The sequence below is a fragment of the Haloarcula salina genome, from assembly GCF_010119195.1.
Classification (GTDB): domain Archaea; phylum Halobacteriota; class Halobacteria; order Halobacteriales; family Haloarculaceae; genus Haloarcula; species Haloarcula salina.
Genome location: NZ_WRXL01000001.1, coordinates 593,122 through 619,072 on the forward strand (window position 1 = coordinate 593,122; position 25,951 = coordinate 619,072).

The 25,951-nt window shown below is 69.3% G+C and carries 25 protein-coding genes; 12 read left to right on the forward strand and 13 right to left on the reverse strand.

Going from position 1 to position 25,951, the window contains the following annotated elements; all coding sequences use genetic code 11:
• The first annotated feature begins 97 nt into the window (after window positions 1-97).
• The 3 genes from GM656_RS03120 to GM656_RS03130 all read left to right on the forward strand — a co-directional run bounded on the left by GM656_RS03120 (window position 98) and on the right by GM656_RS03130 (window position 3,166).
• On the forward strand, window positions 98-610 hold the full coding sequence (locus GM656_RS03120; protein ID WP_162412188.1) for a gamma carbonic anhydrase family protein: 513 nt from the start codon (window positions 98-100) through the stop codon (window positions 608-610).
• 69 nt (window positions 611-679) lie between these two features.
• Window positions 680-2,614 carry an ICP22 family protein gene (locus GM656_RS03125; protein ID WP_162412189.1) on the forward strand — a complete coding sequence of 645 codons (1,935 nt, stop codon included), beginning with the start codon at window positions 680-682 and terminating at the stop codon, window positions 2,612-2,614.
• Window positions 2,615-2,692: 78 nt separating this feature from the next.
• Window positions 2,693-3,166 carry a redoxin domain-containing protein gene (locus tag GM656_RS03130; RefSeq protein ID WP_162412190.1) on the forward strand — a complete coding sequence of 158 codons (474 nt, stop codon included), beginning with the start codon at window positions 2,693-2,695 and terminating at the stop codon, window positions 3,164-3,166.
• Window positions 3,167-3,224: 58 nt separating this feature from the next.
• Here GM656_RS03130 and GM656_RS03135 read toward each other — a convergent pair whose 3' ends face one another.
• The 5 genes from GM656_RS03135 to GM656_RS03155 form a co-directional block, all read right to left on the reverse strand.
• Window positions 3,225-3,875, reverse strand: coding sequence for a DUF7504 family protein (locus tag GM656_RS03135; protein WP_162412191.1), 651 nt, complete (start codon window positions 3,873-3,875; stop codon window positions 3,225-3,227).
• Window positions 3,872-4,765 (reverse strand): GAF domain-containing protein, encoded by an 894-nt coding sequence (locus GM656_RS03140; RefSeq protein ID WP_162412192.1) that lies wholly within the window; start codon window positions 4,763-4,765, stop codon window positions 3,872-3,874. The genes GM656_RS03135 and GM656_RS03140 overlap by 4 nt, the downstream gene beginning before the upstream one ends.
• 87 nt (window positions 4,766-4,852) lie before the next feature.
• On the reverse strand, window positions 4,853-5,902 hold the full coding sequence (locus GM656_RS03145; protein WP_162412193.1) for a dipeptide epimerase: 1,050 nt from the start codon (window positions 5,900-5,902) through the stop codon (window positions 4,853-4,855).
• The gene (locus GM656_RS03150; RefSeq protein ID WP_162412194.1) at window positions 5,899-6,909 is read right to left on the reverse strand and encodes a DUF1611 domain-containing protein; all 1,011 of its coding nucleotides are present in this window, start codon (window positions 6,907-6,909) and stop codon (window positions 5,899-5,901) included. The genes GM656_RS03145 and GM656_RS03150 overlap by 4 nt, the downstream gene beginning before the upstream one ends.
• Before the next feature lie 89 nt (window positions 6,910-6,998).
• Window positions 6,999-7,892: a Vms1/Ankzf1 family peptidyl-tRNA hydrolase gene (locus GM656_RS03155; RefSeq protein ID WP_162412195.1), complete on the reverse strand. Its 894-nt coding sequence runs from the start codon at window positions 7,890-7,892 to the stop codon at window positions 6,999-7,001.
• A 103-nt stretch (window positions 7,893-7,995) separates the two neighbouring features.
• On the opposite strand from GM656_RS03155, the gene GM656_RS03160 reads away from it, so the two are divergent.
• Window positions 7,996-8,973, forward strand: coding sequence for a calcium/sodium antiporter (locus GM656_RS03160; protein ID WP_162412196.1), 978 nt, complete (start codon window positions 7,996-7,998; stop codon window positions 8,971-8,973).
• A 135-nt stretch (window positions 8,974-9,108) separates the two neighbouring features.
• On the opposite strand, the gene GM656_RS03165 is transcribed toward GM656_RS03160, so the two are convergent.
• Window positions 9,109-9,474, reverse strand: a complete 366-nt coding sequence (locus GM656_RS03165; RefSeq protein ID WP_162412197.1) for a DUF5802 family protein — start codon at window positions 9,472-9,474, stop codon at window positions 9,109-9,111.
• Window positions 9,475-9,618: 144 nt separating this feature from the next.
• Between GM656_RS03165 and GM656_RS03170 the strand changes: the two genes are divergently transcribed.
• From GM656_RS03170 to GM656_RS03180, 3 genes are all read left to right on the forward strand, one after another.
• Window positions 9,619-10,260, forward strand: a complete 642-nt coding sequence (locus tag GM656_RS03170; protein WP_162412198.1) for a DUF1405 domain-containing protein — start codon at window positions 9,619-9,621, stop codon at window positions 10,258-10,260.
• Window positions 10,261-10,356: 96 nt separating this feature from the next.
• On the forward strand, window positions 10,357-11,613 hold the full coding sequence (locus GM656_RS03175) for a hypothetical protein (RefSeq protein WP_162412199.1): 1,257 nt from the start codon (window positions 10,357-10,359) through the stop codon (window positions 11,611-11,613).
• 87 nt (window positions 11,614-11,700) lie between these two features.
• Window positions 11,701-12,348 (forward strand): ArsR/SmtB family transcription factor, encoded by a 648-nt coding sequence (locus GM656_RS03180; protein ID WP_162412200.1) that lies wholly within the window; start codon window positions 11,701-11,703, stop codon window positions 12,346-12,348.
• Window positions 12,349-12,375: 27 nt separating this feature from the next.
• On the opposite strand, the gene GM656_RS03185 is transcribed toward GM656_RS03180, so the two are convergent.
• Both GM656_RS03185 and GM656_RS03190 read right to left on the reverse strand, forming a co-directional pair.
• Complete coding sequence (locus GM656_RS03185) at window positions 12,376-12,861, reverse strand: hypothetical protein (RefSeq protein WP_162412201.1); 486 nt, start codon at window positions 12,859-12,861, stop codon at window positions 12,376-12,378.
• Between the two features lie 75 nt (window positions 12,862-12,936).
• The gene (locus GM656_RS03190) at window positions 12,937-13,536 is read right to left on the reverse strand and encodes a DUF5789 family protein (protein WP_162412202.1); all 600 of its coding nucleotides are present in this window, start codon (window positions 13,534-13,536) and stop codon (window positions 12,937-12,939) included.
• A 154-nt stretch (window positions 13,537-13,690) separates the two neighbouring features.
• Between GM656_RS03190 and gatD the strand changes: the two genes are divergently transcribed.
• The 3 genes from gatD to GM656_RS03205 all read left to right on the forward strand — a co-directional run bounded on the left by gatD (window position 13,691) and on the right by GM656_RS03205 (window position 17,603).
• Window positions 13,691-14,938, forward strand: coding sequence for a Glu-tRNA(Gln) amidotransferase subunit GatD (gene gatD / locus GM656_RS03195; protein ID WP_162412203.1), 1,248 nt, complete (start codon window positions 13,691-13,693; stop codon window positions 14,936-14,938).
• Window positions 14,939-14,990: 52 nt separating this feature from the next.
• The gene (locus GM656_RS03200; protein WP_162412204.1) at window positions 14,991-15,878 is read left to right on the forward strand and encodes a GNAT family N-acetyltransferase; all 888 of its coding nucleotides are present in this window, start codon (window positions 14,991-14,993) and stop codon (window positions 15,876-15,878) included.
• 72 nt (window positions 15,879-15,950) lie between these two features.
• Window positions 15,951-17,603, forward strand: coding sequence for a sensor histidine kinase (locus tag GM656_RS03205; RefSeq protein ID WP_162412205.1), 1,653 nt, complete (start codon window positions 15,951-15,953; stop codon window positions 17,601-17,603).
• 12 nt (window positions 17,604-17,615) lie between these two features.
• Here GM656_RS03205 and GM656_RS03210 read toward each other — a convergent pair whose 3' ends face one another.
• The 3 genes from GM656_RS03210 to GM656_RS03220 are packed head-to-tail and all read right to left on the reverse strand — an operon-like array spanning window position 17,616 to window position 20,913.
• Window positions 17,616-17,894: a ubiquitin-like small modifier protein 1 gene (locus tag GM656_RS03210; RefSeq protein WP_162412206.1), complete on the reverse strand. Its 279-nt coding sequence runs from the start codon at window positions 17,892-17,894 to the stop codon at window positions 17,616-17,618.
• Window positions 17,895-17,947: 53 nt separating this feature from the next.
• On the reverse strand, window positions 17,948-19,639 hold the full coding sequence (locus tag GM656_RS03215; protein WP_162412542.1) for a TrkA C-terminal domain-containing protein: 1,692 nt from the start codon (window positions 19,637-19,639) through the stop codon (window positions 17,948-17,950).
• 47 nt (window positions 19,640-19,686) lie between these two features.
• On the reverse strand, window positions 19,687-20,913 hold the full coding sequence (locus GM656_RS03220) for a potassium channel family protein (RefSeq protein WP_174242924.1): 1,227 nt from the start codon (window positions 20,911-20,913) through the stop codon (window positions 19,687-19,689).
• A gap of 90 nt (window positions 20,914-21,003) precedes the next feature.
• Here GM656_RS03220 and GM656_RS03225 point away from each other — a divergent pair, with 90 nt between their 5' ends.
• The gene (locus GM656_RS03225) at window positions 21,004-22,173 is read left to right on the forward strand and encodes an NAD-binding protein (RefSeq protein WP_162412208.1); all 1,170 of its coding nucleotides are present in this window, start codon (window positions 21,004-21,006) and stop codon (window positions 22,171-22,173) included.
• Window positions 22,174-22,417: 244 nt separating this feature from the next.
• Window positions 22,418-23,023, forward strand: a complete 606-nt coding sequence (sod, locus tag GM656_RS03230; protein ID WP_162412209.1) for a superoxide dismutase — start codon at window positions 22,418-22,420, stop codon at window positions 23,021-23,023.
• Between the two features lie 85 nt (window positions 23,024-23,108).
• On the opposite strand, the gene GM656_RS03235 is transcribed toward sod, so the two are convergent.
• Together GM656_RS03235 and GM656_RS03240 are read right to left on the reverse strand one after the other, a co-directional pair.
• Complete coding sequence (locus tag GM656_RS03235; protein ID WP_162412210.1) at window positions 23,109-24,086, reverse strand: helix-turn-helix transcriptional regulator; 978 nt, start codon at window positions 24,084-24,086, stop codon at window positions 23,109-23,111.
• Window positions 24,087-24,344: 258 nt separating this feature from the next.
• Entirely contained in the window at window positions 24,345-25,880 is a 1,536-nt protein-coding gene (locus tag GM656_RS03240) for an HPP family protein (protein ID WP_162412211.1), read from the reverse strand.
• Window positions 25,881-25,951: the final 71 nt, after the last annotated feature.

The following is a 25,951-nucleotide window of genomic DNA, read 5'->3' on the forward strand; positions in this document are numbered from 1 at the left end:
GGCACGTCGGGCAGGCCGGCGCGGCGACGCCGTCGACCGGACCGCGCTCACCCGTCTGACCGGTATCTTTTCGGACGAGCGACACGCTGGCGTACGTATGGACAGCCGTGACTACGCGTTCGAGGGATCGACGCCGGAGATCAACGGATACGCACACGTCAGTCGCGAGGCGACCCTCGTCGGCGACGTGACCGTCGGCCCCAACGCGAACGTCTGGCCCGGCGCGGTCCTGCGCGGCGACGTCGGCCCCGTCGAAGTTGGCCGGGAGTCGGCCATCGGCGACGGCGCGATCGTCCACGCCTCGACCGTCGGGGAGAAGGTGATGGTCGGCCACGGGGCCGTCCTCAACGACGCCGAGGTGGCCGACGGGGCGCTCGTCGGCTTCAACTCGACCGTCAGCGACGCCGTCATCGGCGAGGGGTCGATCGTCGCGATGGGGACGGTCGTCCCGCCGGGCTACGAGGTCCCGCCGGAGTCGTTCGTCCGCGGGTCGCCGGCCTCGGTGACGCCGCTGTCCGAGACAACCATCGACCCAGACGAGGTGTTCGAGGCGTTCCACTCCGGCGACTACGCCAACCTCGCGGCCCGCCACGAGGACCTCTTCGAGTAGGGGCCGAGTATCAGAAATGGCAACGGGTGACGGGTCACTTATAGTGGAAGAGCCCACACACTACCGAGCATGGACGAGATCGTCGACCTGGTGACGCGGTCGCTCGCCGACGAGACAGCCGCCGAGTTCACCGAGCGGGTCGACGAACAGGCGATGAAGCTCCGGTCCGCCATCGACGCCGGGGAGTTCGACAACGAGGCGTTCTCCGTGGGCATCGAGGTCGAACTGTACGCGATCAACGCCGAGCACGACCCGCCCGAACCCGACGCGGACGAGGGAAGCGACGAGGAGATCGACGAGTCTGACCTCGACGACGACCTGAGCGGGTCATCGGGCGCGGCCTGGAGCGGGTCGCTCGACGCGCCGGCCGAACCCGAGAGCGGAGGTGGCGCGTCGCTGGAACCCGAATCCGACAGCGGCGGGGAACTCGAAGCAGACGCGAGCGGGTCGCTCGACGACAGGCGTGGTGAGGAGGGCGACGACGCACCGGCTGACGCGGACGCCGGGTTCGGCCCCGGCGAAGGCCCGTCGCTCGACATCGACCCGGACAGCCCGCTGGCCGAGGACGAGCCGGAGACGCCCGCCGCGGACGAGGAGCCGGCCGTCGAGGCGACCGACGACGAGCCCGACGAGCCGTACATGGCCCCCGAGGACTGGGAGGGCCGGCTGACGCGGCTGCCCGACGCCGTCTTCGAGGGAGAGGCGAACAAGGAACTGGGCCTGCACAACGCCGAGGTCAACACCGAGCCGGACAGCTTCGACGAGACCGGCATCGCGGTCCAGACGACCGCCGTCGAGATGCAGACCAAGCAGGCCCGCCAGCAGGCGAGCAACCGCAACTGCGAACTGGTGCTCGACGCGATGTGGACAATCCCCCCCGAGGAGGGAAGCGAAGCGTACCTCTCGGCTCACGAGACGCGCGACGGGGTCGTCCTCGCCGAGAACATGCGCCAGGCCCCCCGGTACGTCGCGCTGGACAACGAGGCGCTGCGCCGGGCCGGCGGCAGCATCGACTTCGACGTGCCGGGCTACAGCGGGTCGTTCCCCTCGATCCTGTTCGAGTCGCTGGCCACCTCGATCCAGCCCCACCTCCAGATTCCCGATACCGAGGCGTTCCCAGAGTACTACAACGCCGCGATCCGGACCCTCGGGCCGCTGCTCGCGCTGTCGGCGAACTCGCCGTTCCTCCCCGCGGACCTGTACGACGAGGTGGACGGTCAGTGGCTGTGTGAGAACACGCACCACGAGCTTCGCATCGCCGCCTTCGAGCAGTCGGTCAACACCAGCGAACACCCGAAGGTGCGCGTCCCGCGAGACCTCGACTCGCCGACGGACGTGGTCGGCCGCGTCGTCGAGGACGACCTGTTCGCGCCGTTCCTGCGCGAGTGGCTCGAAGACGGCGACCGCGACGACTTCGCCGACGAGTTCTGGGAGTTCGACCACAAGCGCGGGACCTACTGGCGCTGGCTCCGCTGCGTCGTCGGCGGCGAGCCTGTCGAGGGAGCCAGCACCGAGCGCTCGCTCCGCATCGAGTACCGCCCGCTCCCGACCCAGCCCCACGTCAAGGACGTCATCGGCCTCCAGTTGCTGACGGTCGGACTGCTCCGCGGACTCGTCGTCGACGACCACCCCGTCTCGGAACTGCCCTGGCGGGACGCCGAGAGGAGCTTCTACGCCGCCGCCCGCGACGGGCTCGACGCCGACCTCTCGTGGGTGACGGTCCACGGCGAGCGGACCGGCGACCGCGAGGTCATCTACGACGAGGTCTTCCGCTACGCCCGCCGCGGCCTGGACGAACAGGGCGTCCCCGAGGCGCAGGTCGAGGAGTACCTCGGCCCCATCGAGGCGCGATACGACGCGGGGACGACGCCGAGCGCCTGGAAGGTCGAGCGCGTCCGCGAGCACCTCGACGACGGGAAGCCGCTGGCGGACGCCATCTGTGCGATGCAGCTGGACTACATCGCCGCGAGCCGGGAACACCACTCCTTCGACGAGTGGCTGTGACTGCCGTTTGCGTGGGGTTCGCGAACACGTGTCATTGATGCTTGGTATTTATTCCGGTGACGCCGCTACTGTCGCGTGATGGTATCCACTGGTGACACCGCACCGGACGTCTCGGCGACGATCGCGAACGGAGAAGTAGAGGCCTTCGAACTGAGCGACCACCTGGGCGACGGCCCGGTCGTCCTCGCGTTCTTCCCCGGGGCGTTCACCCCGCCGTGCTCGAACGAGATGGTCGCCCTGCAGGACCACCTCGACGACTTCGAGGACGCCGGAGCCACGCTCCTCGGGGTCAGCGCGGACTCCGCGTTCTCGCTCAACGCCTTCCGCGACGAGCACGATCTGGCGTTCGACCTCGTCAGCGACATGGACCGGGACGCCATCGAGGCCTACGGGGTCCGTATCGACATCGAGGACCTCGGCCTGCTCGGCGTCGCGAACCGCTCCGTGTTCGTCCTCGACGATGAGGGAACGGTCACCTACGACTGGATCGCCGACGACCCGACGAACGAGCCTGACTACGAAGAACTGCTCGAGGCCGTCCGGTCGGCCTGAGACGGACGGCGATCCGTCCTCTCGCGCCGACCGGCGGTCGGTGACTTTTCCGAGACGCCTAGAGAGCCGTGTCGAGGGTCCGCTCCCCGTCGGGACCGTCGATGGCGAGCTCCGCGCTCCGACGGTCGGTAGCGTCCACGTCGATGTGGGTCTTGAAGGACGTTTTCAGGCCCGTGACCGTGCTGTCCACGTCCGCGCCGATGTCGGCGCTCGTGTCGATCGCGCAGACGCCGATCCCGTTGCCGCGGCGCAGTTCGGTCAGGAAGTTCGAGTTGAGGAAGCGGTACAGCGACCGGGTGTCGTCGATCTCGCTGGCGATGGTCGAACAGAGGAAGATCCCGGTCCGGAAGCGCTCGGTCTCCTGTTGTGCCTCGGCGACGAGCGACGAGAACGTCATCCCGAGCCCGGTCAGGTCTGAGAGGTCGTCGATCGCAGTGATGTCGTCGCTCGTCGCCGCTCCTTCGGCGGCCAGGACGGCGGTCCGGTCGTCAGCGCCGCGGCGCTCGCCGTTCAGGGCCCGCTGGACGGCGCGGCCGCGGTGCTCGGTCGTGAGGACGACGCCTCGCTCGGCGTCGGCCGGAGCCACGATGCGGGCGAACACCGACTCCAGCGCGTCCGCGTCGTCGCCCGTCAGCAGGACGCTCGTACCGCTCTGCAGCGGGCCGATCCCGTCCGGCACGTCGAATCCGTCGGCAGAGAGCGAACTCATCTCGCGACCTCCGTCTCGGCGGCGTCTCGAACGCTCTGTCGGAGTTCCAGGATCTCCATCGCCGTGTCGGCGAAGTCTTCGAGTTCGGCCTGCTCCTCGGCGTCGTAGCTCCGCGGCACGTGATCGAGCAGACACACCTGCCCGATGACCTGCCCGTTGCTCGCGGTCATGTTCGCGCCGGCGTACGAGCGGATGCCGAGGTTCTGGAGCTGCTCGTTCTCGGCGAAGCGGGCGTCCTCCATGATGTCCTCGACGATCATCACGTCCTCCTGGAGCATGCTGTGCGTGCAGATGGTGTTCTCGCGTGTCAGCGTGTCCAGGTCGCCGCCGTGACAGGCGAGGAAGTTCTCCTCCTCCTCCTCGATGAGGCCGATGAACGACACCGCGGCGTCGAAGTGGCTGGCGATGAGACCGGTCAGGCGGTCGAAGCTGTCCTCGATCGGGAGCTCCTCGACGTCGTACTGCGCGAGCGTCTCCAGTCGCTCGTCCTCGTCGTCCGGGCGGATGAAGCTCGCCTGTGCGCTGTAGTCGATCACGTCGTTCGCGACGAACGCCAGCCGGTCGTGCGCGTCGGGGAGGCCACGGTTGAGGTACTCGACGATGCTCTCCTCGAACGATGCCGTGTCGATCTCCGCCGGCGGAACGTCCGTGAACAGGACGCAGGGCGTCTGGGGCGCGATGTCCCGAATCGCGCCGACGATTTCGAGGCCGGTCCCGTCCGGGAGGTCGTACGCCGTGACCACGCAGACGATGGGCTCGGCGTCGAGTGTCTCCCGCGCTTCCGCGACCGTCGTCGCCGTCCGCGCGGTCAGCGACTCGTCGTCCTCGACCGCCGCCGCCACGTCGTCTATCCGTTCTTCAGTATCAACACAGAGAACTGAGCGTGCCATAATCCTGTGTTGTAAGACGCATACAAAGTAGTTCGTCCCTGATTATCAACAGTGATTGTACTCGTTTCGATTTTCCAGCCCACCGTCTCAGTCGGAGTCGCCGAAGGACGGGTCCCGCCTCGCGCCGGTGCCGGCCGACACCGCCGTCAGGTCGAACACGTCGCCGTCCAGCGGGACGCCGGCGTAGGGGTCGGCGGCGAGCAGGAGCGCGCCGTCGAGGTCGAGGTAGTCGACGAGCGGCGCGAGGTGGACGGCGGCGGCGATACTGGCGTTCGACTCCACCATGCAGCCGAGCATCGAGTCGAGGCCGTGGGCGTCGGCAGCGTGGAGCAGCCGCATCGCGGGTCGCAGGCCGCCGCACTTGAGCAGTTTCGCGTTGACGATGTCGCAGGCGTCCGCGACCCGCGGCACGTCCGCGGCGGTGCGACAGGACTCGTCGGCCGCCACCGGGACGTCGGTCGCCTCGGTCACCTGACGGAGGCCGTCGAGGTCGTCGGCCGCCACCGGCTGTTCGAGCATCGTGACGCCGGCGTCGGCGAGCCACTCGGCCGCGTCGACGGCCTCCGCGGCGGTCCAGGCGGCGTTGGCGTCGACCCGCAGCTCCGCGTCGGGGGCGGCGTCGCGCACCGCGTCGAAGCGCGCCCGGTCGTCGTCCGTCCCGAGCTTGACTTTCAAGCGAGAGAAGCCCGCGTCGGCGGCGTCGCGGGCCTTCTCGGCCATCCGCTCGGGGGGTTCGATGCCGACGGTGTAAGTGGTCGGCGGCACCGCCTCGGGGTCGAGTCCCCACCGGCGGTACAGCGGCAGGCCGACCGCCCGAGCGGCGAGGTCGTGGACCGCGATGGAGACGGCCATCCGGGCGGCGGGCCGGTCCGGCGCGCACTCCCAGAGGGCCCGCTCGATGCGCTGCTGGTTCTGCGGGTCGCCGACCCGATCGACGCGTTCGAGCAGTTCCGGGAGGACGTCGGTGACCGACGCCGCCACCTCGTCGTAGTACGCAGAGGGCGTGACGGCCCCGACGCCGGTCGTGCCGTCGCGGGTCAGTTCAACCACGACCGTCTCGCTCGTCTCGCTCGTCTCTCGCGAGATGCCGAAGGGGTCCGACAGCGGCAGGTCGCGGCGCTCGACGGTCCAGTTCATACGACGGCGTCCAGCACCTCGTCGGGGACGCCGTGGCGGACCGGGTCCGTCGCCGGCGCGCCGAGGTCGTCGGCGTAGTCCGCGACGGCGTGTGCCGCCTCGTCCCCGTCCAGGTGGCGCGTGTTGAGCATCCCGGCGACGACGGACGCGTCTGAGACCGGAGCCGCCATCCGCTCGTAGATGTCGACGTACTCCGACAGCGGCGGGATGGCGAACGACTCGTAGCCGTGGACGGCCTCGCGACCGGCCTCGTGACACATGACGAGGGCGTCCGGGGCCGACCCGTGGAGGATGCTCGCCGTCACGCCGGAGTAGGCCGGGTGGGCGATGGCCCCCTGGCCCTCGACGACGAGCAGGTCCCGGTCGCCCTCCGCCTCGACGAGGCGCTCGACGGCCCCGGCGGCGTAGTCCGCGATGACGCGGTCGACGACGATGCCCCGGCCGGTGATGGCGATGCCGGTCTGGCCGGTCGGGACGACGGCGGCGTCGAGGCCCCGTTCGCGCGCCGCGTCGCGGATCTCGAACGATGCCGTCATCTTCCCCGTCGAGCAGTCCGTCCCGACGGTGGTGACGACCGTCGCGTCCACGTCGCCGGCCGTCCCCGCCGCGACGCTGAGGTCGTCGGGCGGTTTCCGGAGGTCGTGCAGTTCGACGCCGTGTTCGGCGGCGAGGTCGGCGAACTCCTCGTCCTCCGCGAGGAAGTAGTGGAGCCCCGAGTACACGTCACAGCCGCGTTCGATGGCCGTGCGCACGTCTTCGCGCCAGGACTCGTCGAACTCGCCGCCGATGGGCGAGATGCCGATGAGGAGCGCGTCGACCGCGGGCGCGTCGGCCATCGACGCGACGATGGGGGCGTCCTGCACGTCCGGGAGCGAGTCGCGGACGCGCTGGCCCGCCCGCTCGCGGTCGACGACCGCTCGCACCGTCTGGTCGCCGTAGCGCAACAGCCCGACGCCGGTCTTCGCCCGGTCCGGGAACGACCCGTGTGTGAGGATGGCGAGGTCCATGTCCCGAGAGAGTCGCCGAGCGGCGAAAAAACTACCCACGCGTCACCGGTGGCAGCCACGGCCCCGCGTGGGTGCGCGGTCCGCAAAGGCTAGGGCACGCGCAACTGCGCGGTCCACAGCGACCGGACGGCGTCGTCCAGCGCGGCCGCCGGCTCGCCCGTCGCGTCGACGGCCTTCGTCGCCGTCGCGCGCCCGTCGAACTCGTGGATGACCGAGCGCTCGCCGACGACGTACAGCCGGTCGGGCGATACCTCGTCGAGGGCCGCGTGACAGCGGTCGAGGTGCGTGTCGATCTGCTGGTCCCGGAGCCGCTCGAACCGTCCCTGCGAGAAGCCGCCCTTCGAGTGCTGGCTCTTGAGGTCCGAGTCGAAGCCGTGGAACGCGGTCCGCTCGCGCCCGTCGTACTCGCCGACGGCGAACAGGTCCGAGCGCACGAGCGCGACGACGTACTCGCCGGTCGGTTCGAACCACGACCGCTCCAGTCGAACCGTCTCGCCCCACTGGGCGAACGGCGTCGGCGGCGCGGGGACGGAGAGACAGGCCGACAGGAGGCCGGCGTCGTCCGCGACAGCCAGGCAGGGCGCGGCGCTCGCGACCAGCGACGCGCGGTCGCCGAATGCGTCGCGGACCGGCCCGGGCAGGTCGTGCTCGTCGGCGACGTAGGCGCTGAAGACGCCCTCCGGCCCAGTCTCGAACGATTCGAGCCGATCGAGGACGGCCGCCAGCCGCTCCCGGGAGAGCGTCTCCTCGGCCCGAAACGACGCGTCCGCGCCCTCGTCTCGCAGGCGCTCGACCCGGTCTTCGAGTTCGGCGACGCGGTCCTCTAACCGATTGACCTCGGCCTCCGCCCGCTGGCGCTCGGTCGACGCGTCGGCCCGTCGCTCCTCCTCGGCCTCCAGTTGGCGCTCCAGGTGGTGCTTGTCCTCTTCGAGTTCGGCCACCCGCTCCTTCAGCGCGGCCCGTCCCAGCAACCGATCCAACATCGACTGAGTGGCGGGCGGCGACGGGCTTAAAAGTGGCTTCCCAGAGGCCCGACCGCGACCGGGTGCCAAACATTGATTGCCCGACCCTCGGTAGACCGGCATCATGGTCCAAGGCGGCCCGGCCGTCCAAATCGGTGTGATTCTCGTCTCGATACTGGGTCTCTGGGTCGGCGCACGGCTCCTGGTCGACGCCGTCGTTCGGCTCGCACAGCGGCTCGGTCTCTCGGATCTCACTATCGGACTGACGGTGGTCGCGATGGGGACTTCGACGCCAGAGCTGTCGGTTTCAGTCGACGCAGCACTCAAAGGTGTGGGCGATATCGCCGTCGCGAACGTCCTCGGCTCGAACATATACAACCTGGCGTTTATTCTGGGCGTGGTCTCCCTGTTGAAGGTAATTCCAATCGCGAGATCACTCGTTCACCGCGACGGCGTCGCGCTGCTGGCGAGCACGCTCGTCGGCGGCCTCGCGATTCTCGACCTGCAGATTACGAGACTCGAAGGAGGGGTCCTGGCGGCGCTGTTCGCCGCTTACACGACCTACTTACTCCGTACCAGCCAGTCGGAACCGACGGCTACCAGTGACCACCCGCTCGGGACAGGCGGGCTGGTCAGCCCCGTGACGGAACGGGTGACCGTCCGCGGACGGGACATCGGATTCCTCGTGGGCGGGCTCGCGCTGGTACTGGTGAGCGGCGACTTCATGGTCGTGGCGGCCTCGGAGTTGGCCCGGAGCGCCGGTATCTCCGAGTGGGTCATCGGTGGGACAATCGTCGCGGCCGGGACCTCAACACCGGAGTTCGCCGTCTCGCTGGTGGCAATCCAGCGCGGGAGCCTCGGCGTCTCGGTGGGGAACGTCGTCGGCAGCAACGTCTTCAACATCACCGGCATCGTGGGTATCGCAGCGCTCGTTCGACCGCTCGCCGTGAGTGCCACGGCACTGGAGACGCTGGCGTGGCTGAGCGGCGTCACGATACTGCTGGTCGCTGCCCTCTGGACCGGGAGAGTCCTCTCCCGTCTAGAAGGCGCGGTGTTCACGGCCTCCGAAATAGCCCGTTGGACGGTCGGTCTCGTCGGGTAGCGGGGCCAACAAATCGACCGCTCTGGACGGGGGTCTCTCCCACTGTCGGCCTCTGGGCATCGAATCCGACTCTTCACTCGGTACGGTGGTCGTATCCGCCAGTGCAAACCTCAACCGAGCGGATACCTTCGGTCGTCACACCGCTGCGTCTGGAAGCGTCGGCGTCCCCTCGGAGATCGAGAGTAACTGCGCCGCGTGGTCGGCCTTGGCCAGGAACACCTCTTCGAGGCTGGGCGGGTTCCTGACGTTGGCGTCCTCGAGCACTGTCTCGGGGAGCGCGAGCGTGTCTGCCGGGACCTGTTCGTCGCCGTGGACGGCGAAGTGCCGCGAGCCGAGTTTCATCACGAGCGGGTAGTCTGTCCGCTCGACCCCGTCTCCGGAGGCGTACAGCTGTTCGTTCACTCGTTCGTGCTGCTCGCGACACATTGCGGCCGCCGCGTCGTCTCTGGGTTCGATGTAGAGGCGGCCGAGGTAGTATCCGCTCGAAAACTGTTCGAACATCGGTGCAGTTGCATGTGGACTGTTGCCACACATAAGCTTTTGCCGGTATCCTTTTCCCGTCGTGCATTCAGACCGCAATATTCGCCGGGCGAACGGCGGTCCCCCTTCGACAGGGCTTTGCCGCGAGCGGTCCCGGTTCGACCCATGAGTGACTGGGGGCCGTTGCCGCGCCGGTACGCGCGCTACTACCTGGAACAGACGCCGAGTCTGGTGTGGCTGCTCGTCGTCAACGCCGTCGCGATGCTGGTCGGCGTCCGCTACTACGTCGAGACGATGCCGGACGTGTCGACGTTCCTCTGGCCGCTGTACGCCGACTCCCCCGCCGCGCTGTTCCTGATGACGCTGTCCGTGGCGACGCTGCTTCCCTTCCTCGGGCGGTCGCTCGACGACGTACCGCTGACGACCCCGCTCGCGTACCTGCACACGCTGGCGCTGGTCTGGCTCGTCAAGATGGGACTGTGGACCGTCGTCGCGCTGAACCTCGGGTTCGACGCCTACTTCCCGGCCCCGTGGGCGTACTTCGGTATCATCGTCACCCACGTCGGGTTCGTCGCGGAGGGGCTGTTAGTGCCTCACTACGCCCGGACGACGAAGGGCGCGCTGGCGACCGCCCTCGTGCTGGCGCTCGTCAACGACGCGCTCGATTACGGCCTCGGCTACTACCCGCCCCTGCGGTACGAGCCCGGGCTCGCGCTCCCGCTCGCCACGGTCGCGCTCTCCGTTCTCTCGGTCGCGACCGCCTGGGTACTCCTCCCAGGAGGGAAACGGCCCGTGAGCGACCGATAAACGCTCTTGGACTGTCTGGCGGCGTTTCGGTCGCGCGTGAACGACACGAACGAAGGCACCTCTTTTTTAATTCGGGGTCGATAGACGGGAGTACGAATGAGCCAACGCCAGGCCGCGCTGCTCGCGTCGCTGGTCCTCGTAGCGGTCGTCGCCGTCGCTGTCCCGGTCGCGGCGGCACAGGAGACCGCGACGGAGACGCCGGCCGTCCAGAACGAGTCCGACGGCGGCCTGGGGACGCGCCTGACCGCCTTCCTTCAGTCGAGTTCGGCCGCCGCGAACGACACGGTCGAGAACGGGATGTGGCAAGCATCGTTCACCCGGTCGAACGAGACCGAGCGAGCGCGGCTGGTGACGGAGCGAGCCGGATCGCTCGAACGGCGGCTGGAACGCCTCCAGGACCGCAACGAGTCCCTCGAAGCGCGATACGAGAGCGGGAATCTCTCGCGGCCGGCCTACGTCGCCCAGCAGAGTCGGCTCACGGCGGAGATCGAGGGGCTCCAGACCGCGATCAACGACACCGACGACGCCGCCGAGCGGACGGGCGTGAACGCAACCTCGCTCGAGCGGCTCCGGGAGAACGCGAGCGAGCTCTCCGGCCAGCGGGTCGCCGTGATCGCGCGGGGCCTCGGCGGACCGCCCGAAGGCGAGCGCGGCCCGCCGACCGACGCGCCCGGCAGAGACGGGAACGGGAGCGAACGCGGCCCGCCGACCGACGCGCCCGGTCAGGGAGCCAACGAGAGCGACCGGGGGCCGCCGACCGACGTGCCCGGTCAGCCGGGAAACGCGACCGACCGAAACCAGTCTGATGCGCCGGGACAAGGACCCGACGGGGCCTCGAACGAGTCCGGACCGCGGGACGGCGCGAACGAGACCGGACCGAACGACGAGGGAAACGCCGGTAACGGCGGCGACTCGGCGTCCGGAGACGGGTCCGACGATTCGGCGGCCGGCGGCGACCAGTCGAACTCGGGGAACGACGGAAGCGAGGCCGGCGAGGGAAACGGGAACGGGGGTGACAGCGCCGAGAACGGCGACGGTGGCAGCGGCGACGACGCCGGGAATAGCGGCACCGGCGACAGCAGCGGGAGCGATGACAGCGGCGGCGGTGACAGCGACGGTGCTTCCGGAAACGGCGGCAACAGTGGTGACAGCGACGGTGCTTCCGGAAACGGCGGCGACGATAACAGCGGCGACAACGGCGCCGGGGATAGCGGCGACGGTGGCGACGGCGGAAGCGACAACAGCGGCGACGGGAACAGTGGGAGCGGCGCTGGCGGCAACGGTGGCAACGGCGGCAACGGCGGCGGACCGAATTCCCTCGGGTCCGACGACGACGTGACGCCGCTGCCGTAACGACTGTCGAAGGAATTTCCGACAGGCCGCGAGAAATCACCCGACGAGAGTCATGCTTTTGAACCGTGACCCGCTATCTTCGGACGAATGGACTCCGCCGAGCTGCTCAATCTCCTCGGGAACGCCAACCGGCGGCGGATTCTCCGACTGCTCGCCCACAAACCCTGTTACGTCACCGAGATCAGCGAGTACATCGGCGTCAGTCCCAAGGCGGTCATCGACCACCTCCAGAAGCTCGAAGACGCCGGGCTCGTCGACTCGCGGACGGACGACCAGCGGCGCAAGTACTTCTCCATCGCCCGGAACCTCCGCCTGGAGGTCCGCGTCTCGCCCTACGAGTTCGGCACCAAGAGCGCCTACCCCGCGAACCCCGAGTTCGAGATGCCGTCCTGTCGGCACCTGTCGATAACCCTCGACGCCGAGCCCGGCGGCGACTTCCGCGACCTCGCACGCGAACTGGAGCACTTAGAACAGCTCGAAAACGAGCTCTCGCTGGCCCAGCGGTGGGTTCAGGCCCGAATGACCGACGTGCGCGACCGCATCGACGAGGGGTTCGAGAACGGCGACGGCCGGCTGTACGCGGAACTGGTCAGCGGGCTGGCCAACGGCGTCGACTCCGTCCCCGCGCTGGCCAGGGAGATCGAGGCACCGCCGGAGATCGTCGAGGAGGCCCTGCTGCGGCTCGAAGACGACGGAATCGTCGAGCAGACCGACGACGGCTGGGAGATCACCTGAGCGCCGGCCGGGCCGCCCGCGCGTCGGTCACAGGTCCTTCGTGAGGCCGTCCCGCAGGTCCCGGCCGAAGTAATGACCCACGACCGAGAGCACGAGCCCGACAGCGCCGGCGATGGCGAACAGCCGAGTCCCGTTCAGCCCCGCGGCGAGCTGGGGCAGCAGCGAGAAGACGGCCGTGAGCCCGCCGCTGACGCCGCCGGCGACGGCGAGTTCGAGGTAGCGGCGCTGGCTCGCCACCAGTCCGTAGACGAACGCGCCCAGGGCGATGCCGAGCATCTCGGTGAACGGCAGGAGTGGAATCAGCCCGCCAAGCACCATCCCGCCGCCGACCGCGCCGAAGGCGTACAGCAGCGCGCGCAGCGAGAAGTAGCTCCGGGTGGACTCCGACGACCGCTCGGGATCGGCGTCGGTCGCTCCGCCGCCCAGCGACTCTGTCGTGCCGACGTCGACGCCGAAATCGCCCTCGGCCTCGGCGTCCGCCTCGCGGGTCCGTTCCTCGGTTCGCTCGGCCATACCGAAGGTGGGACGGCGAGCAGTATGGACCTTTTGGGGGGCCGTCAACAGCCGTGCGCGTGGCAGTGCCGCCGCTCAGACACCGAGCCAGTCGTCGTTGCGGACCGAGTAGCCGTTCTCCCGGCAGAACGTCGCCGCTCGCCGGCGAACGTCACGCGAGCTCGGAAGTCGCTCTTTCTCGTGGATGCGCTCGACGATCCAGTCGGCGACGACCCGGATACCCTCGTCGTCGTCGTCCCCGTCGATGGCCTGTAACTCCCGGAACGTTCGCTCGTAGCCGTCGCGCTGTGAGGTACCGAAGGACGCGCTCTGGTGGGCGTCGGCGGCTTCCACGACGCGCTTCATCGCCCCCGCTATCGTCGGCCGCTGGACCCGCGTCCGAACCGCGGCGGGCGAGTCGAAGGACTCGACCGTCGCCTCCGGGAGGAGGTCCGCGACGGCGTGCGTCCCCTCGGTGGACTCGACCTCGTAATCGCCCATCGCAGCCACCACGTCAGCCGCTGTCGCTGGGAATTCGAGCGCGTCGAGCTCTGTCTCGAAGTAGGCGAGCGCCGTGGGATCGACCGGCGGCTCGGGGTCGTCCGCGCGTTCGAGTTCCTCCGCGATGGCACGTTCTCGCTGGCGGCGCTCGTCGTTCCGGGCCTGGTTCTCGCGGCCGGACTTGTTGTCTGCCATACTTGTTAGGAGAGTGTCTATTGGGATAACCTTGTGGTCTGGTAGCGCGCGTGAGTTGCAGTTCCGAACGCGAGTGAAGCGGTACGTTCCGGGCCGATGCTGGGCGCTGGCCGAAACGAGTGGGTTCAAGTCCCGCCGGCGGAAACTCCCGCGCATGAACGCAGGCGACCGGGTCCGCGTCGAGCGCGCGGCCCAGACCTACGAGGGCGTGTTGCTCCCCTCCAGCACGCCGGCACACCTCGTCGTCAAGCTCGACGGGGGATACAACGTCGGTATCGACCGCGAGGAAGCGAGCGTGGACGTCCTCGAATCGGACGTCTACGACGTGGAGAGCGCACAGGACGAGCAGGGCACGTCGGAGATCGAGTTCGACGACGACCTGCCGACGGTGTCGCTCATCTCGACCGGCGGGACCATCGCCTCGACCGTCGACTACCGGACCGGCGCGGTGACGGCGCAGTTCGACGCCGAGGACGTGCTGCGGGCGGTCCCGGACCTGGCCGGGATGGCGAACTACCGCGGCCGGGTCGTCGCCAACATCCTCTCGGAGAACATGACGCCCGCGGTCTGGCAGGACCTCGCCCGGGCCGTCCACGAGGAGATCGAGGCCGGCGCGGACGGCGTCGTCGTCATGCACGGCACCGACACGATGCAGTACACCGCGTCGGCGCTCGCCTTCATGCTCGACACGCCGGTCCCCGTCGTCTTCACCGGGAGCCAGCGGTCGGCCGACCGCCCCTCCTCGGACAACGTGATGAACGCCGTCTCGGCCGTCGAGGCGGCCAAGAGCGACTGCGCGGAGGTGCTGGTCTGCATGCACGCGGACGAGTCCGACGACCGCTGTGCGCTCCACCGCGGCACCCGCGTCCGCAAGAACCACACCTCGCGCCGGGACGCCTTCGAGACCGTCGGCGCGAAGCCCATCGGCGAGGTCGACTACGACATCGACGGCGAGAGCACGGTGACCTTCCGCCGCGAGTACGCCGAGCGGGGCGCGACCGATCTGGCGTTGTACGACGCCGTCGAGACGGACGTGGAACTGGTGAAGTTCTCGCCCGGCATGGACGCCTCGCTGCTCGAGGCGGCCGCCGCCGACAGCGAGGGAATCGTCATCGAGGGGACCGGGCTGGGCCACGTCAACACCGACTGGATCGGCGTCATCGAGGACCTCGACGTCCCGGTCGTCATGACCAGCCAGTGCCTCGAAGGCCGCGTCTGCGACCGCGTCTACGACACCGGCCGCGACCTGCTGGACGCCGGCGTCGTCGAGGGCGAGGACACGCTGCCCGGCACGGCGAAGGTCAAGCTCATGTGGGCGCTCGAGAACAGCGACGACGTGGAATCCGCCATGCAGGAGTCCCTGGCCGGCGAGGTTCAGCAGCGCTCGACCCCCTGGCTGTAACGGCCGGGCGGGCGAGCGAAGCTTTTCACGCCCCCGCCGCGCAGTGTCGGGTATGTCACCGACGGTGCGGCAGGCGCGAACCGACGACTACGACGACGTGGTCGCGTTCGTCGAGGAGGTCTGGAGCGACCGCGACACGGCGGAGTACATCCCGGCGGTGTTCCGCGACTGGGTGGCGAGCGACGGCCCCGACCAGCGGACCGTCGTCGCGACCGTCGACGGGACCGCCGTGGGGCTCTGTCAGGGCGTCATGCTGAGCGGCCACGAGGCCTGGCTCCAGGGCATCCGGGTCGACCCCGCCAACCGGGGCGAGGGCCACGGGCTGGCGATGGTCGAGGACCTCCTCGACTGGGCCGGCGACGGGGGTGCGACGGTCGCGCGGAACATGGTGTTCTCGTGGAACGACGCCGGCCTCGGGCAGTCCGTCGCGGCGGGGTTCGAACCGACCTGTTCGTTCCGGTGGGCGTCGCCGGACCCGAACGAGGCGACGCCGTCGCTGTCGGTCACCGACGACCCGACGGTCGCCTGGACCTACTGGACCGACAGCGACGCTCGAACCGCGCTCGGGGGACTCGCACTGGACGGGGAGCAGTCGTGGGCGCTCTCGGAACTCACCCACGACGACCTGCGGGCCCTCGCCGACGAAGAGGCGGTGTTCGCGATCACCGGGGGCGGGACCCGCGCCATGGCCTGTCGCGCTCGGGTGACGCGCGACCCGGGAGACGACGTGCGCCTGGCTGAGTACGCCGTCGGCGCGTGGGACGACGGCGAGGCGGCCGCGGCCCTGTTCGACGCGATTCGCGACGACGCCACCGCACTCGGCGTCGATCGGACGCGGGTCCTGCTCCCCGAGACGCCGCGCCACGTCGCGGAAGCGGCCGCCGTCCGGGGAGACACGAGCGACTGGCCCACCTTCGTCTGCAGCGCAGACCTCACCTGATCCCGGTCCCGTTATCATCCCTGGAAACGTGGCCAGTGCGTTCATGACGTGACCGGTCCGTACTCGAAGTCAATGTGGATCTCCGGACTCTCACTCTCGTTCGCGGCCTACACGATGGCGTACGCCGTCGCCACGATCGGATGTCTGGCCGCCGTGCCGCGCGCACTCCGGATCGCAGACCCCGACACGCGGCGCGGTCTCGTCGGCCTGCTCGCCGGAAGCGGCGGCTGGGCCGCGCTGGAACTGGCGTTCCTGCTCGCGCCGACGCCGGAGTTGCAGTACGCCGCCTACCTGCTCAGTCTCGTCGTCGGCCTGACGACGGTCGGGTCGTGGCTCTACTTCACCTCGGCGTACACCGGGCGGTCGCTCCACCGGGCCGCGCCGTACCGCCGGCTGGCAGTCGGGGTCTACCTCGCCATCGTCGCGGTCAAAGTGTCGAACCCGATCCACGGGCTGTACTTCCAGACGGTGGTCGTTCAGACGCCGTTCCCGCACCTGACCATCGAACACCAGACGTTCCACTGGCTCGTGACCGGGCTCTCGTACGCGCTTGTCGCCGTCGGCTTCTTCATGCTGTACGAACTCTGTACCGAATCGGACTACGACACGCGACCGCTGGTCGCGCTCGTCGGCGTGGCCGGGCTCCCGGTCCTCCTCGACATCGTCGGGTTCGCGAGCGACCGGCTGCTCGACATCAACTACGAACCGCTGGGAGTCGTCGTGTTCGCCGTCGGCGTCCTCTACGTCTTCGACACCACGTTCCTCGCCGTCCAGTTGACCGACGGCGTCGACGATCCGGTCATCTACCTCGACGACGCCGGTCGGATCCGCGAGTACAACGACCTCGCGGCGTCGACGTTACCGGTCCTCGACGGAACGGTCGGCGAGCGACTCGGCGACGCGCTTCCGAACGTCGAGCGCGCCCTCGACAGCGACGAGCAGATACTCGAACACGCCCAAGACGGCGACGTTCACTACTACCTCGTCAGCGGGACCTCCTTCGCCCTCGGACAGACCAACATCGGCGAGATGCTCGTCCTCTCGGACGTGACCGAGGTCGAGCGCCAGCGCCGAGAGCTCTCGCGGCAGAACGAACAGCTCGAGGGGTTCGCCGCCGCCATCCGGCACGAACTGCTCAACACGCTCCAGACCGTCAACGGACGGGTCGACATCGCCGGGAGCGCCCTGACGGACGGCGACGTGAACCGGGCCCGCGAATCGCTCCAGACCGCCTCGCAGTCGGCCGACCACATGACCGACGTCGTCAACAAGCTCGCTCGGCTCGCACAGCACGGACAGACCGTCGAATCGACGCGACCCGTGAACGTGGCGGACATCGCCGAGCGCGCGCTCCGCTCCGCCGACGTCGGCGACCTCGCGCTCACCGTCGAAGCGGACGGCACGGTGGAGGCCGACCCGCCGCGCCTGCAGACCCTGCTCGAGAACGCGTTCCGGTTCGCGGCGCACAACGGCGCGTCGTCGGTGTCGGTCGCGGTCACCGACGACGGATTCACGATCACCGACGACGGCCAGCCGCCGGCCCGCGACGACCCCGCACCGTTCTTCACGTACGGGCAAGCGATCCCGGACGGCCAGTCGGGACTGCCGCTCCCGAACCTGCGGTTGCTGGCCGAGACCCACGGCTGGGAGCCGACCATCGACACGGACTACCGGGACGGCTTCCGCATCGTCGTCTCGGGCCGGACGACGATCGGACGGGCGTGACGCGAGCGCTCTTCACCCGCCGCTGACCGGCGGAAACAGCGCGAGTTCGGTGTCGCTATCGACCGGCGTCGCCAGGCCGTCGCCGCCGGCGAACGGGTCCTCGCCGTCGACCAGCAGTCGAACGTGGTCGGCCAGTTCGTCGTCCTCGTCGAGCACCTCGTCGGCGAGCGCCGGGCGCGCCGAGAGCAGGGCGTCGAGCGCCGTCTCGACCGTCGCGTCCCCCTCGACGTCGACGCTGACGGACTGGCCGTCGACCGCGTCGCGGAGGTGTGCGAACAGCTTCCACTCCATAGTCGCACTCGGTCCGTCGGCCAAAAGAGCGTTCCGAACCGCCGTCCGGCGACTCAGCCGGACCGCTCGGTGTCGTCGCCTTCGGCGGAGGTATCGCGCTCGCCGTCGCCACGGCCGTCGGACTCGGAATCGTCGTCTGTAGCCGTCTCTCGCCCGCTGTCGGCTTCGGCGGGATCCGCCGTCACGTCGTCGCCCGCTTCGTCGGTCGTTCCGCGAGCCGTCGCGTCGTCGTTCGGCTCGGCTCCGTTACTGTCGCCGCTTGCCTCGCCGTCTTCGTCCCCTGCGGCCGAGTCGCCGATTCGCTCCGCCGGGTCCCACACTTCCACGGGGTCGTCGCCATCGTCGCCCTCGGTGAGTTCGTCGAGCGGGTCGGCCCCCTCGGCGTCGGGGATCGCGTCGAAGGGGTCGTCGCCGGACGGTTCGTCGCCGGACGCCTCGGCGGTGTCGCCGACAGCGTCGTCGGCTACTGTGTCAGCGGTTTCGGTGTCGTCGGCCGTCGTATCCGCAGCGGTCTCGTCCGCCGAGCCGTCACTCATCGCCGACTCACCGACCGCCGACTCGGAATCGGTGGTTGCCGGTCCCGCCGGCGCGTTGAGTTCGTCGGCGTGGCCGCCCTCAGTCGGTTCCTCGTCCGCCCCCTCGGCGGCCTGTTCGAGCCGTCGGAGCGCGTCCGGGGTCGCGATGGCGTAGAGCGTGTCGCCGGCCGCCAGCACGCGCTCCCGGGACGGAATGGTCTCCGGCGACTCGCCGTCGCGGGTGATGGCGATCACCGTGACCTCCAGCGCGCCGACCGTCTGGCCCGCGACCTCGCTGCCGCGCCCGACCGTAGCGGTCCCCATCGTCTCGTCGGCAGCCCGGAGCAGCGAGGCGAACTCCCGGTCGGGACGCTCCTGAACCGGGAGCGTGACCAGCTTGTACGACGTCTGCGGGTCGAGCTTGGGCGTGTCGGCGGCGTCGATAGCCACCGTGACCACGTCGCCGGCGACCCCCCGGAGTTCGCCCGTGAGGACGCGCGTCGCCGGGTTCCGCTCCCAGACCTGGACGAGGTCGCCGGCGCTCGCGGCGTTCGCCGGGTCGGCCCGGATGGCGACGGCGTTGGTCGCCGGGGGGAGCGTCGGGCCGATTCCGGCCGCCCGCGAGCCGATGGCGAGGTACTCGACGGTCCCGTCGTCGGCCAGTTCGAGGTCGACGTGGCCGACGCCGTAGTCCGTCTTGAGCCGGGCGACCAGCCGCTCGCGCAGTTCGGCCTTCGTCAGCCGGCGCGGGAAGAGGAAGCGCCGGTTCGCGAGCTTCTTCTTCGTCGCGTCCGGTGACGGGTCGTAGCCGACGATGTCGTCGACGTCCTCCGGCAGGCGGACTGACGTGACCCGGCCGACCGTCTGGACGATCTCGCTCACGTCGGCGTCGACCGCGCCGCGCGCCGTCGCCGCGAACAGGTCCGTGCCGAGCCGGTCGCCGACCCGCGTTCCCGTGTACGCGCCGAGACCGCCGACGACGAACGCCGAGATGTTTCCGAGGACCCGCGGCAGTTCGAGGACCTCGTCTTGCCCCCCGATGACCTGGCCGAGCGCCGTCGTCGTTCCGAGGTACAGCACCACGACGGTCAATCCGAACAGGACGGCGACTCCGGTCTGAACGCGCTCGCGGACGTACCAGCGATACACCAGTGCCGTGAACGCGGACATGCCGCCCGCGGCGACCGCCACGCCGAGCAACTGGGCCAGCATCTCGACGACGAGATCCATCGTCGAGTCGCCCTGGAGCACGATACCGCTCTGGAGGAGCGCGAACGTCACGCTACCGCCTCCTCGAAGCCGTCGAGGGCGTCGCGCCCCCCGACGGCGTACAGTTCGTCGCCCGCTTCGACGGCCGCCGTCCCGTGGGGCGCGACCTGCCAGCCGTCGGGCTTCCGGATGGCGACGACGGCGACGCCGTAGGTGTCGCGGACCCGCGCGTCGCTGAGCGTCACCCCGTCGAGGGCCCCCTCGGCGCGGACGGTGAGTCGCCGGAACCGGCTGCCGGCCCGCCGGAGCAAGGAGACGAGTTCGTACTCGCGGTGCGTGCCCCGCGGCTCGACCACGACCTTGGGCGCGGCCGAGCGCAGGAGAGGCTGGACGTCGGTCCGGGTGACGGCGACGGTGAGTCGGCCCTCGCCGCCGTCGGTCGTGGGGGCCCGAATCGGGGCCGCCGGCTGTTCCGCGTCGGCGATGTCCGGCTCCTCGGGCGTGTCGACTGGCGTCTCGTCGGCGGCCTCTGCCGACCGCGCGCTGAGGACGGTGCCTCGGATCTGCGCGTCCTCGGTCAGGACCGTCACTTCGTCGTTGCGGGCGAGGCCCGTGGGCAAGAGCGCGTCGACTGACACCGCGTGTCGGCCGTCGCCCACGCGCTTCGAGAGCCCCGAGAACGGCGGTGCGGCAGCCACCGACGCCCGGCCCTGTTCGTCGATGGTGACGGCGACGTCGCCGAGGTCGAACTCGGACTTCAGCCGCTCCTCCATGCGTCGTTCGAGTTCCCCGATGCGGAGGTCAGCGGGAAATCGCCACTCCTCGCCGCGGATGTCGGCCCGGAGCGGTTCCGGCAGCGGCGGGTACCCCTCCATATCGGCGATCTCGCCGACGATCTGGATGCGGACCTCGTCCCGGCCGCCGACGAATTCGACCACGTCCGCGGAGAGGCGCTTGTCACGCAAGCCTTTCAGCGAGAGCCGTTTCGGGAAGTTCGCGCCGAGCTGGTCGCCCTTGCTGTGGGCGTACATCGACACCATCCCGACGAGGAGGATCGCGGTGACGACGCGCTCGGCGTTCGGCGCCTGCGTGATCGACCGGTCGGCGAGTGCGAGGAGGCCGCCGCTGACGCCGGCGAGCGCGATCGCCAGCACGACGACACCGAAGCCGGGGACGCTCACCCCGGTGAAGTACTTGAAGATGAAGCCGAGCGCCCAGGAGACGAGCGCCGGGATCACTCCCACCAGCAGCCCCAGATAGATGCCCATGAGAATCTCGATCGGGAGGGAAGCCATGTCCACACCGTGCGCGTCCGGTAGTAAATCGCTTCCGGCGGACGGGTCCCAGACAGTACATTTACGCCCACCCATACAATCTGGATGGACATGGACAGACCGCGGGACTGGCTGGGGGCGCGGGCGACCATCCTGCTCCCGGTCCTGGTGGCGATCCTCTCGTTCGCCACGGGCGTCGTCAACATCAGCGACGTATCCATCACTGGGCCGCTCGCCGCGTACATCCCGCGGAGCGTCCAGCGGGCCGCCGGCTTCACCGGCGCGCTCACCGGGTTCACGCTGCTGGTCAGCGTGCTCGGACTCCGCCGGCGGCTGCGGATCGCGTGGTACGTCACCGTCGTCTTGCTCCCCGTCTCGGCGCTGCAGGGACTCGTCCAGAGTTCGGCGTTCTCGCTGCCCCTCGTCGTCCTCTCGCTGCTGTCGCTGCCGACGATGCTGTTGAACCGCCGACGGTTCGACCGACCGATCGACCTCTCGACGGCCCAGCTGGCGGCCGGCGCGGCGCTGGTCGGCGCGCAGGTGTACGGGACCGTCGGGGCCTACGCGCTCCGCGACGAGTTCGGCGGCATCTCGACGCTGACCGACGCCTTTTACTTCACGCTGGTCACCGCCAGCACGGTCGGCTACGGCGACATCACGCCACAGAGCCCGCAAGCTCGGCTGTTCGGAATGTCGGTCGTCGTCCTCGGGACGGCCAGTTTCGCCATCGCGCTCGGGTCGCTGCTCGGTCCGGCCATCGAAAAGCGGCTCTCGGAGGCCCTCGGAAACATGTCTGACGCACAACTCAATCTGCTCGAGAACCACGTGCTGGTGCTCGGCTACGGCGACCTTACGGAACCGATCATCGAAGAACTGGCGGACGCGGTCGACTTCATCGTCATCACGCCGGACACGGACGCGGCGACTCGACTGCAACAACAGGACATCAACGTGCTGACCGCCGACCCGAGCGACGAGGAACCGCTCCAGCGGGCCGGTATCGAGGACGCGTCGGCGGTCGTCGCGGCGACCAACGACGACGCCCAGGACGCGCTGGCGATTCTCACCGCCCAGACGCTGAACCCGACGGTCAACATCGTCGCCGCCGCAACCGACCGCGAGAACATCGAGAAGCTCCGGCGGGCGGGCGCAGACACGGTCATCAGCCCGGCGGTCCTCGGCGGCCACCTCATCGTCCAGTCCGCGCTCGGGCGGGAAGGCATGGAGAACATCGCCGACCACTTGCTCGACGTGAAAGACGAAGACGACGCAGACATCTGAGGCCGGCATCGAAGTTGTCCCCCGATCCGTTTCGGGTCCCGTGGTCGCGTTCGCTCGATCGGCGAACCAGGCGCTCGGGCGAGCGAGCGGGAAAAATGGCTATCAGGTCACGATGGAGTCGGGTGCGGTCGATCGCGGTTCCCACCACTCTGGCGTGCGTCGGTCACGTGACGGAACCGCTACTATACTGCGCTACAGAAAACGCTCATAGTCCTCTCGCACCTGGCCGATACTGTCGATACAAATGGCAGACTACGAACTCCCGCCGCTCCCGTACGACTACGACGCACTCGAACCGCACATCAGCGAACAGGTCCTGACGTGGCATCACGACACCCACCATCAGGGCTACGTCAACGGCTGGAACAGCGCCGAAGAGACGCTCGCGGAGAACCGCGAGGAGGGTGACTACTCCTCGACGGCCTCGGCGATCGGCAACGTGACCCACAACGGCTCGGGGCACATCCTCCACGACCTGTTCTGGCAGTCGATGAGCCCCGAGGGCGGCGACGAGCCGACGGGTGACCTCGCGGACCGCATCGAGGAGGACTTCGGCTCCTACGAGGCGTGGAAGGGCGAGTTCGAGGCCGCCGCGTCCGCCGCCGCCGGTGGCTGGGCGCTGCTGGTCTACGACAGCTTCAGCAACCGACTGCGCACCGTCACGGTCGACAAGCACGACCAGGGCGCGCTCTGGGGGAGCCATCCCATCCTGGCGCTCGACGTCTGGGAGCACTCGTACTACTACGACTACGGCCCGGCCCGCGGCGACTTCGTCGACGCCTTCTTCGAGGTCGTCGACTGGGAAGAACCCAGTTCCCGATACGACGAGGCCGTACAGCTATTCGAATAGGCGGCCACTGACGGGCGGAAACCCCGCTTTCGACCGTGGGCAGCAGCGGCCGGCCGCCTTTCTAACCGATCGCTTGTGCGCGTGACTAATACGAGAGGTGTTCCCGTCTCGCGGTCTCGGTCACCGTGAGGGTCTCGTCCAGCACGACGCGTAGCTCGTCCCCCGCACACGAGATGTCGAGACGCAGGCGCAACGGGTCTTCGGACAGGACTTCTGTACAGGCATCGCTCACGCACCACTCGAAGTGCCAGAACGGTTCCGTGCTCAGGTCGATACCGCGTTCGGAGTGAAACAGGAGCACCTCGGCGTTGTCGAGGAGGTTCACGCCGACGCTCGACTGGAGGTCGTACCCGCACCGCTGGCACGTGTGCTCGACCGTCACGTCGAGAGGGTCCGCTTGCGCCGGTTCGTAGCCCAGTTCCGTCTCGACGGGGCCGGTGCACTCGGGACAGACGCCGTCGGCGGCGATGCAGTAGTGGTGCCGAACGTAGTGGTGGAACGCCTGGAGGAGCTCCTCGGGCGTTCGCTCGTCGATCCCCCCGGGTGGGAACGGATACCGCACGAGAACGGTCGCGCAGTCGACGCAGGCGATGGTGAGAACCTCGTCGACGTACCACCCGTGCAGGTCGCCGTCGCACGTGTGACAGGAGCCGTCGACCGGAAAGAACCCGAGCTGTGCGCGGTCGGTGAGCGTGCCGGCGAATATCGAGCTCACGACCTTTCGACCGGGGTGACGGAACTCGTAGCCGTCTTCGGTCTGCTTGATGAAGTGGCCGGTGAGCTTCTGCAGGTGGTAGTTGAAGTTGGCGCTGTCCGCCATCTCGACTCGTTCGAACAGGTCCGTGAAGCCGACCGGCGCCTTGTCGGCGTTCTCGTCCAGCATCGCCTGCAAGATGTCGATGCGGGTGTCGTTTCCGAGCAGCGAAAACGCCTCCGCGGGAAGCATCCGTTCTTCGGTGAACTCTGTTCCGAGATGGTCTCGCTCCGCGGTGGAGGGCGAATCTCGCTCGACGTCGCCGTCGAATTCTGGTTCAGAGTCCGTCTCGTGACTGAACCCGCTCATACACCGGAATCGGCCGGCGTGCCGGTAAATCTATGGGTGAGCGGTCTCGACCGACACCGCGTCGCTCCCGCCGTCGAGACCCGCGGATCGCGGTATTCGGTCAGCGAGACGGGATGCACTGTGGCTGTATCTCCCTACAGCGAACGCTTTTGTCACACGCTGTCCGCGGCCGCCTCTGGCGTGACGGTTTCGACGCCGCTGGCGCAGACACACGCTGTAACGAACGACCGTGAGTGTGAACGGCTCGCCGCGAGCCCGCTACGTCCGCCCGCGGTCGACGATGGCCACGTCCGTGTCCACGTCTTCGAGGCGCTCGAACGTCGGCGGCGAGACGAACCGCGAGGCCGCGCTCCGGTCGCGGCTCGCGCCGATGACGACGAGGTCGTACTGCGGCCCCGTCTCGGACAGGAACGACAGGATGTCGGTCCGCGGGACCCGCGTCTCGAAGGAGCCCTCGAACGGTTCGATGAGGTCCGCGAGCAGTTCCTCCGCCCGCCGCCGGTCGCCGCGCGGGCCGATACAGGTCGCGACGGCGATCCGGCCGCTCTTGCCCGCCAGCCGACAGGCGAAGTCGATCATGTTGTGCGACACGTCGCTGACCGACCGGACCGGGACGAGCACGCGCTTCCAGCGCGTCCGGTCGCCCCGCGAGCGGTGGACGACCACGTCCGACTCGCTCTGCAACAGGCGCTTGAGGTACGGCGACAGCGCGCCGCGCTGGGTCTCGTAGGGCGCGGCGATGAGGTCGCAGTTCGTCTCCTCGGCGGTCCGGAGCGTCGTCGCGGCCGGCGACCCGTCGTCGGTGGCGACCACGACCTGACAGGGGACGCCGGTCCGCGTCTCGATGCGGTCCGCGTGCGTCTCCAGCCAGTTCACCTGCGCGTCGAGGTCGGTCCGGGCGTGGTCCGTCGCGGCGTCGGCCGGGTCGCCGCCGTCGCCGACGAGTCGCTGGTCCGCCACCGGCGGGTCGCCGCCGGTCGGCGAACCGTCGCGGCCTCCCTCGGAGAAGATGTCCACGCTGATCGTATCGCGCAGGAGCGCCTCCTCGGTGGCCGCGGCGTCGTCGTCCGGGACCATGTCCAGCAGGACGACCTTGCCGGCCTCGTGGGCCGCGGCGAGGCGCGCACCGAGCATCGCGGTCCGCCCCGCGGACTCACCGCGCATCGGAATGAGGACGTGGTCGTCGCCGGTCATCGACTCGTAGAGGTACGAGGCGCGCCGCTCGTAGAACTGGTCGCGCCAGACGACGAAGATGCCGGCCACGAGCGCGCTCGCGAGGAAGATGCTCCCGACGAACGCCGCCCGCTGGTTCGGCCCCACCAGCAGCGCGAGCAGGGCGGTGGAGTACGACGACGGCTCCTCGATGTCGAGCGGCCAGGTCACGACGCCGGTGGCGAACACCGCCAGTCCCGCGCCGAGGGCGCTGGCCTGGAACTGCCCGGACGAGGCGGGAAGAACCGCGTTCGAGACGGCGAGCGCGACCAACCCGCAGACGGCCCCGATGGTCAGTCCCGCCACGAACCGCCCCGGCTCGGAGTACTTGCCGGTGGGGTCGACGAACAGCGTGTACGTCCCGGCGGCCAGGGGCGGAAAGAGCAGGAACGTCAGCCGCGGGACCGCGTTCGCCAGCGCCGTCACGAGCGCGATGGCGAGCGGGACGACCACCAGCATCGAGAGGTGGACGAGGTTGTCGGTGACCTCCGCCCAGCGCCTGAAGTCCCGCACCTCGCGTCGCTCGACCCGTCGCGCTCGCGCGACCGCCGCGCGAATCCGGTCTCGGAGACGGTCGAGCATACGTCGATGCACGAGAGACGGTCTGTTAAGCCCTCCGCCGTCGGCAGCGGAGCGACGCCACAGCCCGGTAG

Coding starts and splice junctions, on each gene's coding strand:
- GM656_RS03200 (WP_162412204.1), top strand. CDS start 14,991: ATGTCACCGACGGTGCGGCAGGCGCGAACCGACGACTACGACGACGTG.
- sod (WP_162412209.1), top strand. CDS start 22,418: ATGGCAGACTACGAACTCCCGCCGCTCCCGTACGACTACGACGCACTC.
- GM656_RS03240 (WP_162412211.1), bottom strand. CDS start 25,880: ATGCTCGACCGTCTCCGAGACCGGATTCGCGCGGCGGTCGCGCGAGCG.
- GM656_RS03120 (WP_162412188.1), top strand. CDS start 98: ATGGACAGCCGTGACTACGCGTTCGAGGGATCGACGCCGGAGATCAAC.
- GM656_RS03225 (WP_162412208.1), top strand. CDS start 21,004: ATGGACAGACCGCGGGACTGGCTGGGGGCGCGGGCGACCATCCTGCTC.
- GM656_RS03235 (WP_162412210.1), bottom strand. CDS start 24,086: ATGAGCGGGTTCAGTCACGAGACGGACTCTGAACCAGAATTCGACGGC.
- GM656_RS03145 (WP_162412193.1), bottom strand. CDS start 5,902: ATGAACTGGACCGTCGAGCGCCGCGACCTGCCGCTGTCGGACCCCTTC.
- GM656_RS03175 (WP_162412199.1), top strand. CDS start 10,357: ATGAGCCAACGCCAGGCCGCGCTGCTCGCGTCGCTGGTCCTCGTAGCG.
- GM656_RS03170 (WP_162412198.1), top strand. CDS start 9,619: ATGAGTGACTGGGGGCCGTTGCCGCGCCGGTACGCGCGCTACTACCTG.
- GM656_RS03185 (WP_162412201.1), bottom strand. CDS start 12,861: ATGGCCGAGCGAACCGAGGAACGGACCCGCGAGGCGGACGCCGAGGCC.
- GM656_RS03210 (WP_162412206.1), bottom strand. CDS start 17,894: ATGGAGTGGAAGCTGTTCGCACACCTCCGCGACGCGGTCGACGGCCAG.
- GM656_RS03140 (WP_162412192.1), bottom strand. CDS start 4,765: ATGGCACGCTCAGTTCTCTGTGTTGATACTGAAGAACGGATAGACGAC.
- GM656_RS03150 (WP_162412194.1), bottom strand. CDS start 6,909: ATGGACCTCGCCATCCTCACACACGGGTCGTTCCCGGACCGGGCGAAG.
- gatD (WP_162412203.1), top strand. CDS start 13,691: ATGAACGCAGGCGACCGGGTCCGCGTCGAGCGCGCGGCCCAGACCTAC.
- GM656_RS03135 (WP_162412191.1), bottom strand. CDS start 3,875: ATGAGTTCGCTCTCTGCCGACGGATTCGACGTGCCGGACGGGATCGGC.
- GM656_RS03160 (WP_162412196.1), top strand. CDS start 7,996: ATGGTCCAAGGCGGCCCGGCCGTCCAAATCGGTGTGATTCTCGTCTCG.
- GM656_RS03125 (WP_162412189.1), top strand. CDS start 680: ATGGACGAGATCGTCGACCTGGTGACGCGGTCGCTCGCCGACGAGACA.
- GM656_RS03190 (WP_162412202.1), bottom strand. CDS start 13,536: ATGGCAGACAACAAGTCCGGCCGCGAGAACCAGGCCCGGAACGACGAG.
- GM656_RS03165 (WP_162412197.1), bottom strand. CDS start 9,474: ATGTTCGAACAGTTTTCGAGCGGATACTACCTCGGCCGCCTCTACATC.
- GM656_RS03220 (WP_174242924.1), bottom strand. CDS start 20,913: ATGGCTTCCCTCCCGATCGAGATTCTCATGGGCATCTATCTGGGGCTG.
- GM656_RS03180 (WP_162412200.1), top strand. CDS start 11,701: ATGGACTCCGCCGAGCTGCTCAATCTCCTCGGGAACGCCAACCGGCGG.
- GM656_RS03205 (WP_162412205.1), top strand. CDS start 15,951: ATGTGGATCTCCGGACTCTCACTCTCGTTCGCGGCCTACACGATGGCG.
- GM656_RS03155 (WP_162412195.1), bottom strand. CDS start 7,892: ATGTTGGATCGGTTGCTGGGACGGGCCGCGCTGAAGGAGCGGGTGGCC.
- GM656_RS03130 (WP_162412190.1), top strand. CDS start 2,693: ATGGTATCCACTGGTGACACCGCACCGGACGTCTCGGCGACGATCGCG.
- GM656_RS03215 (WP_162412542.1), bottom strand. CDS start 19,639: ATGGATCTCGTCGTCGAGATGCTGGCCCAGTTGCTCGGCGTGGCGGTC.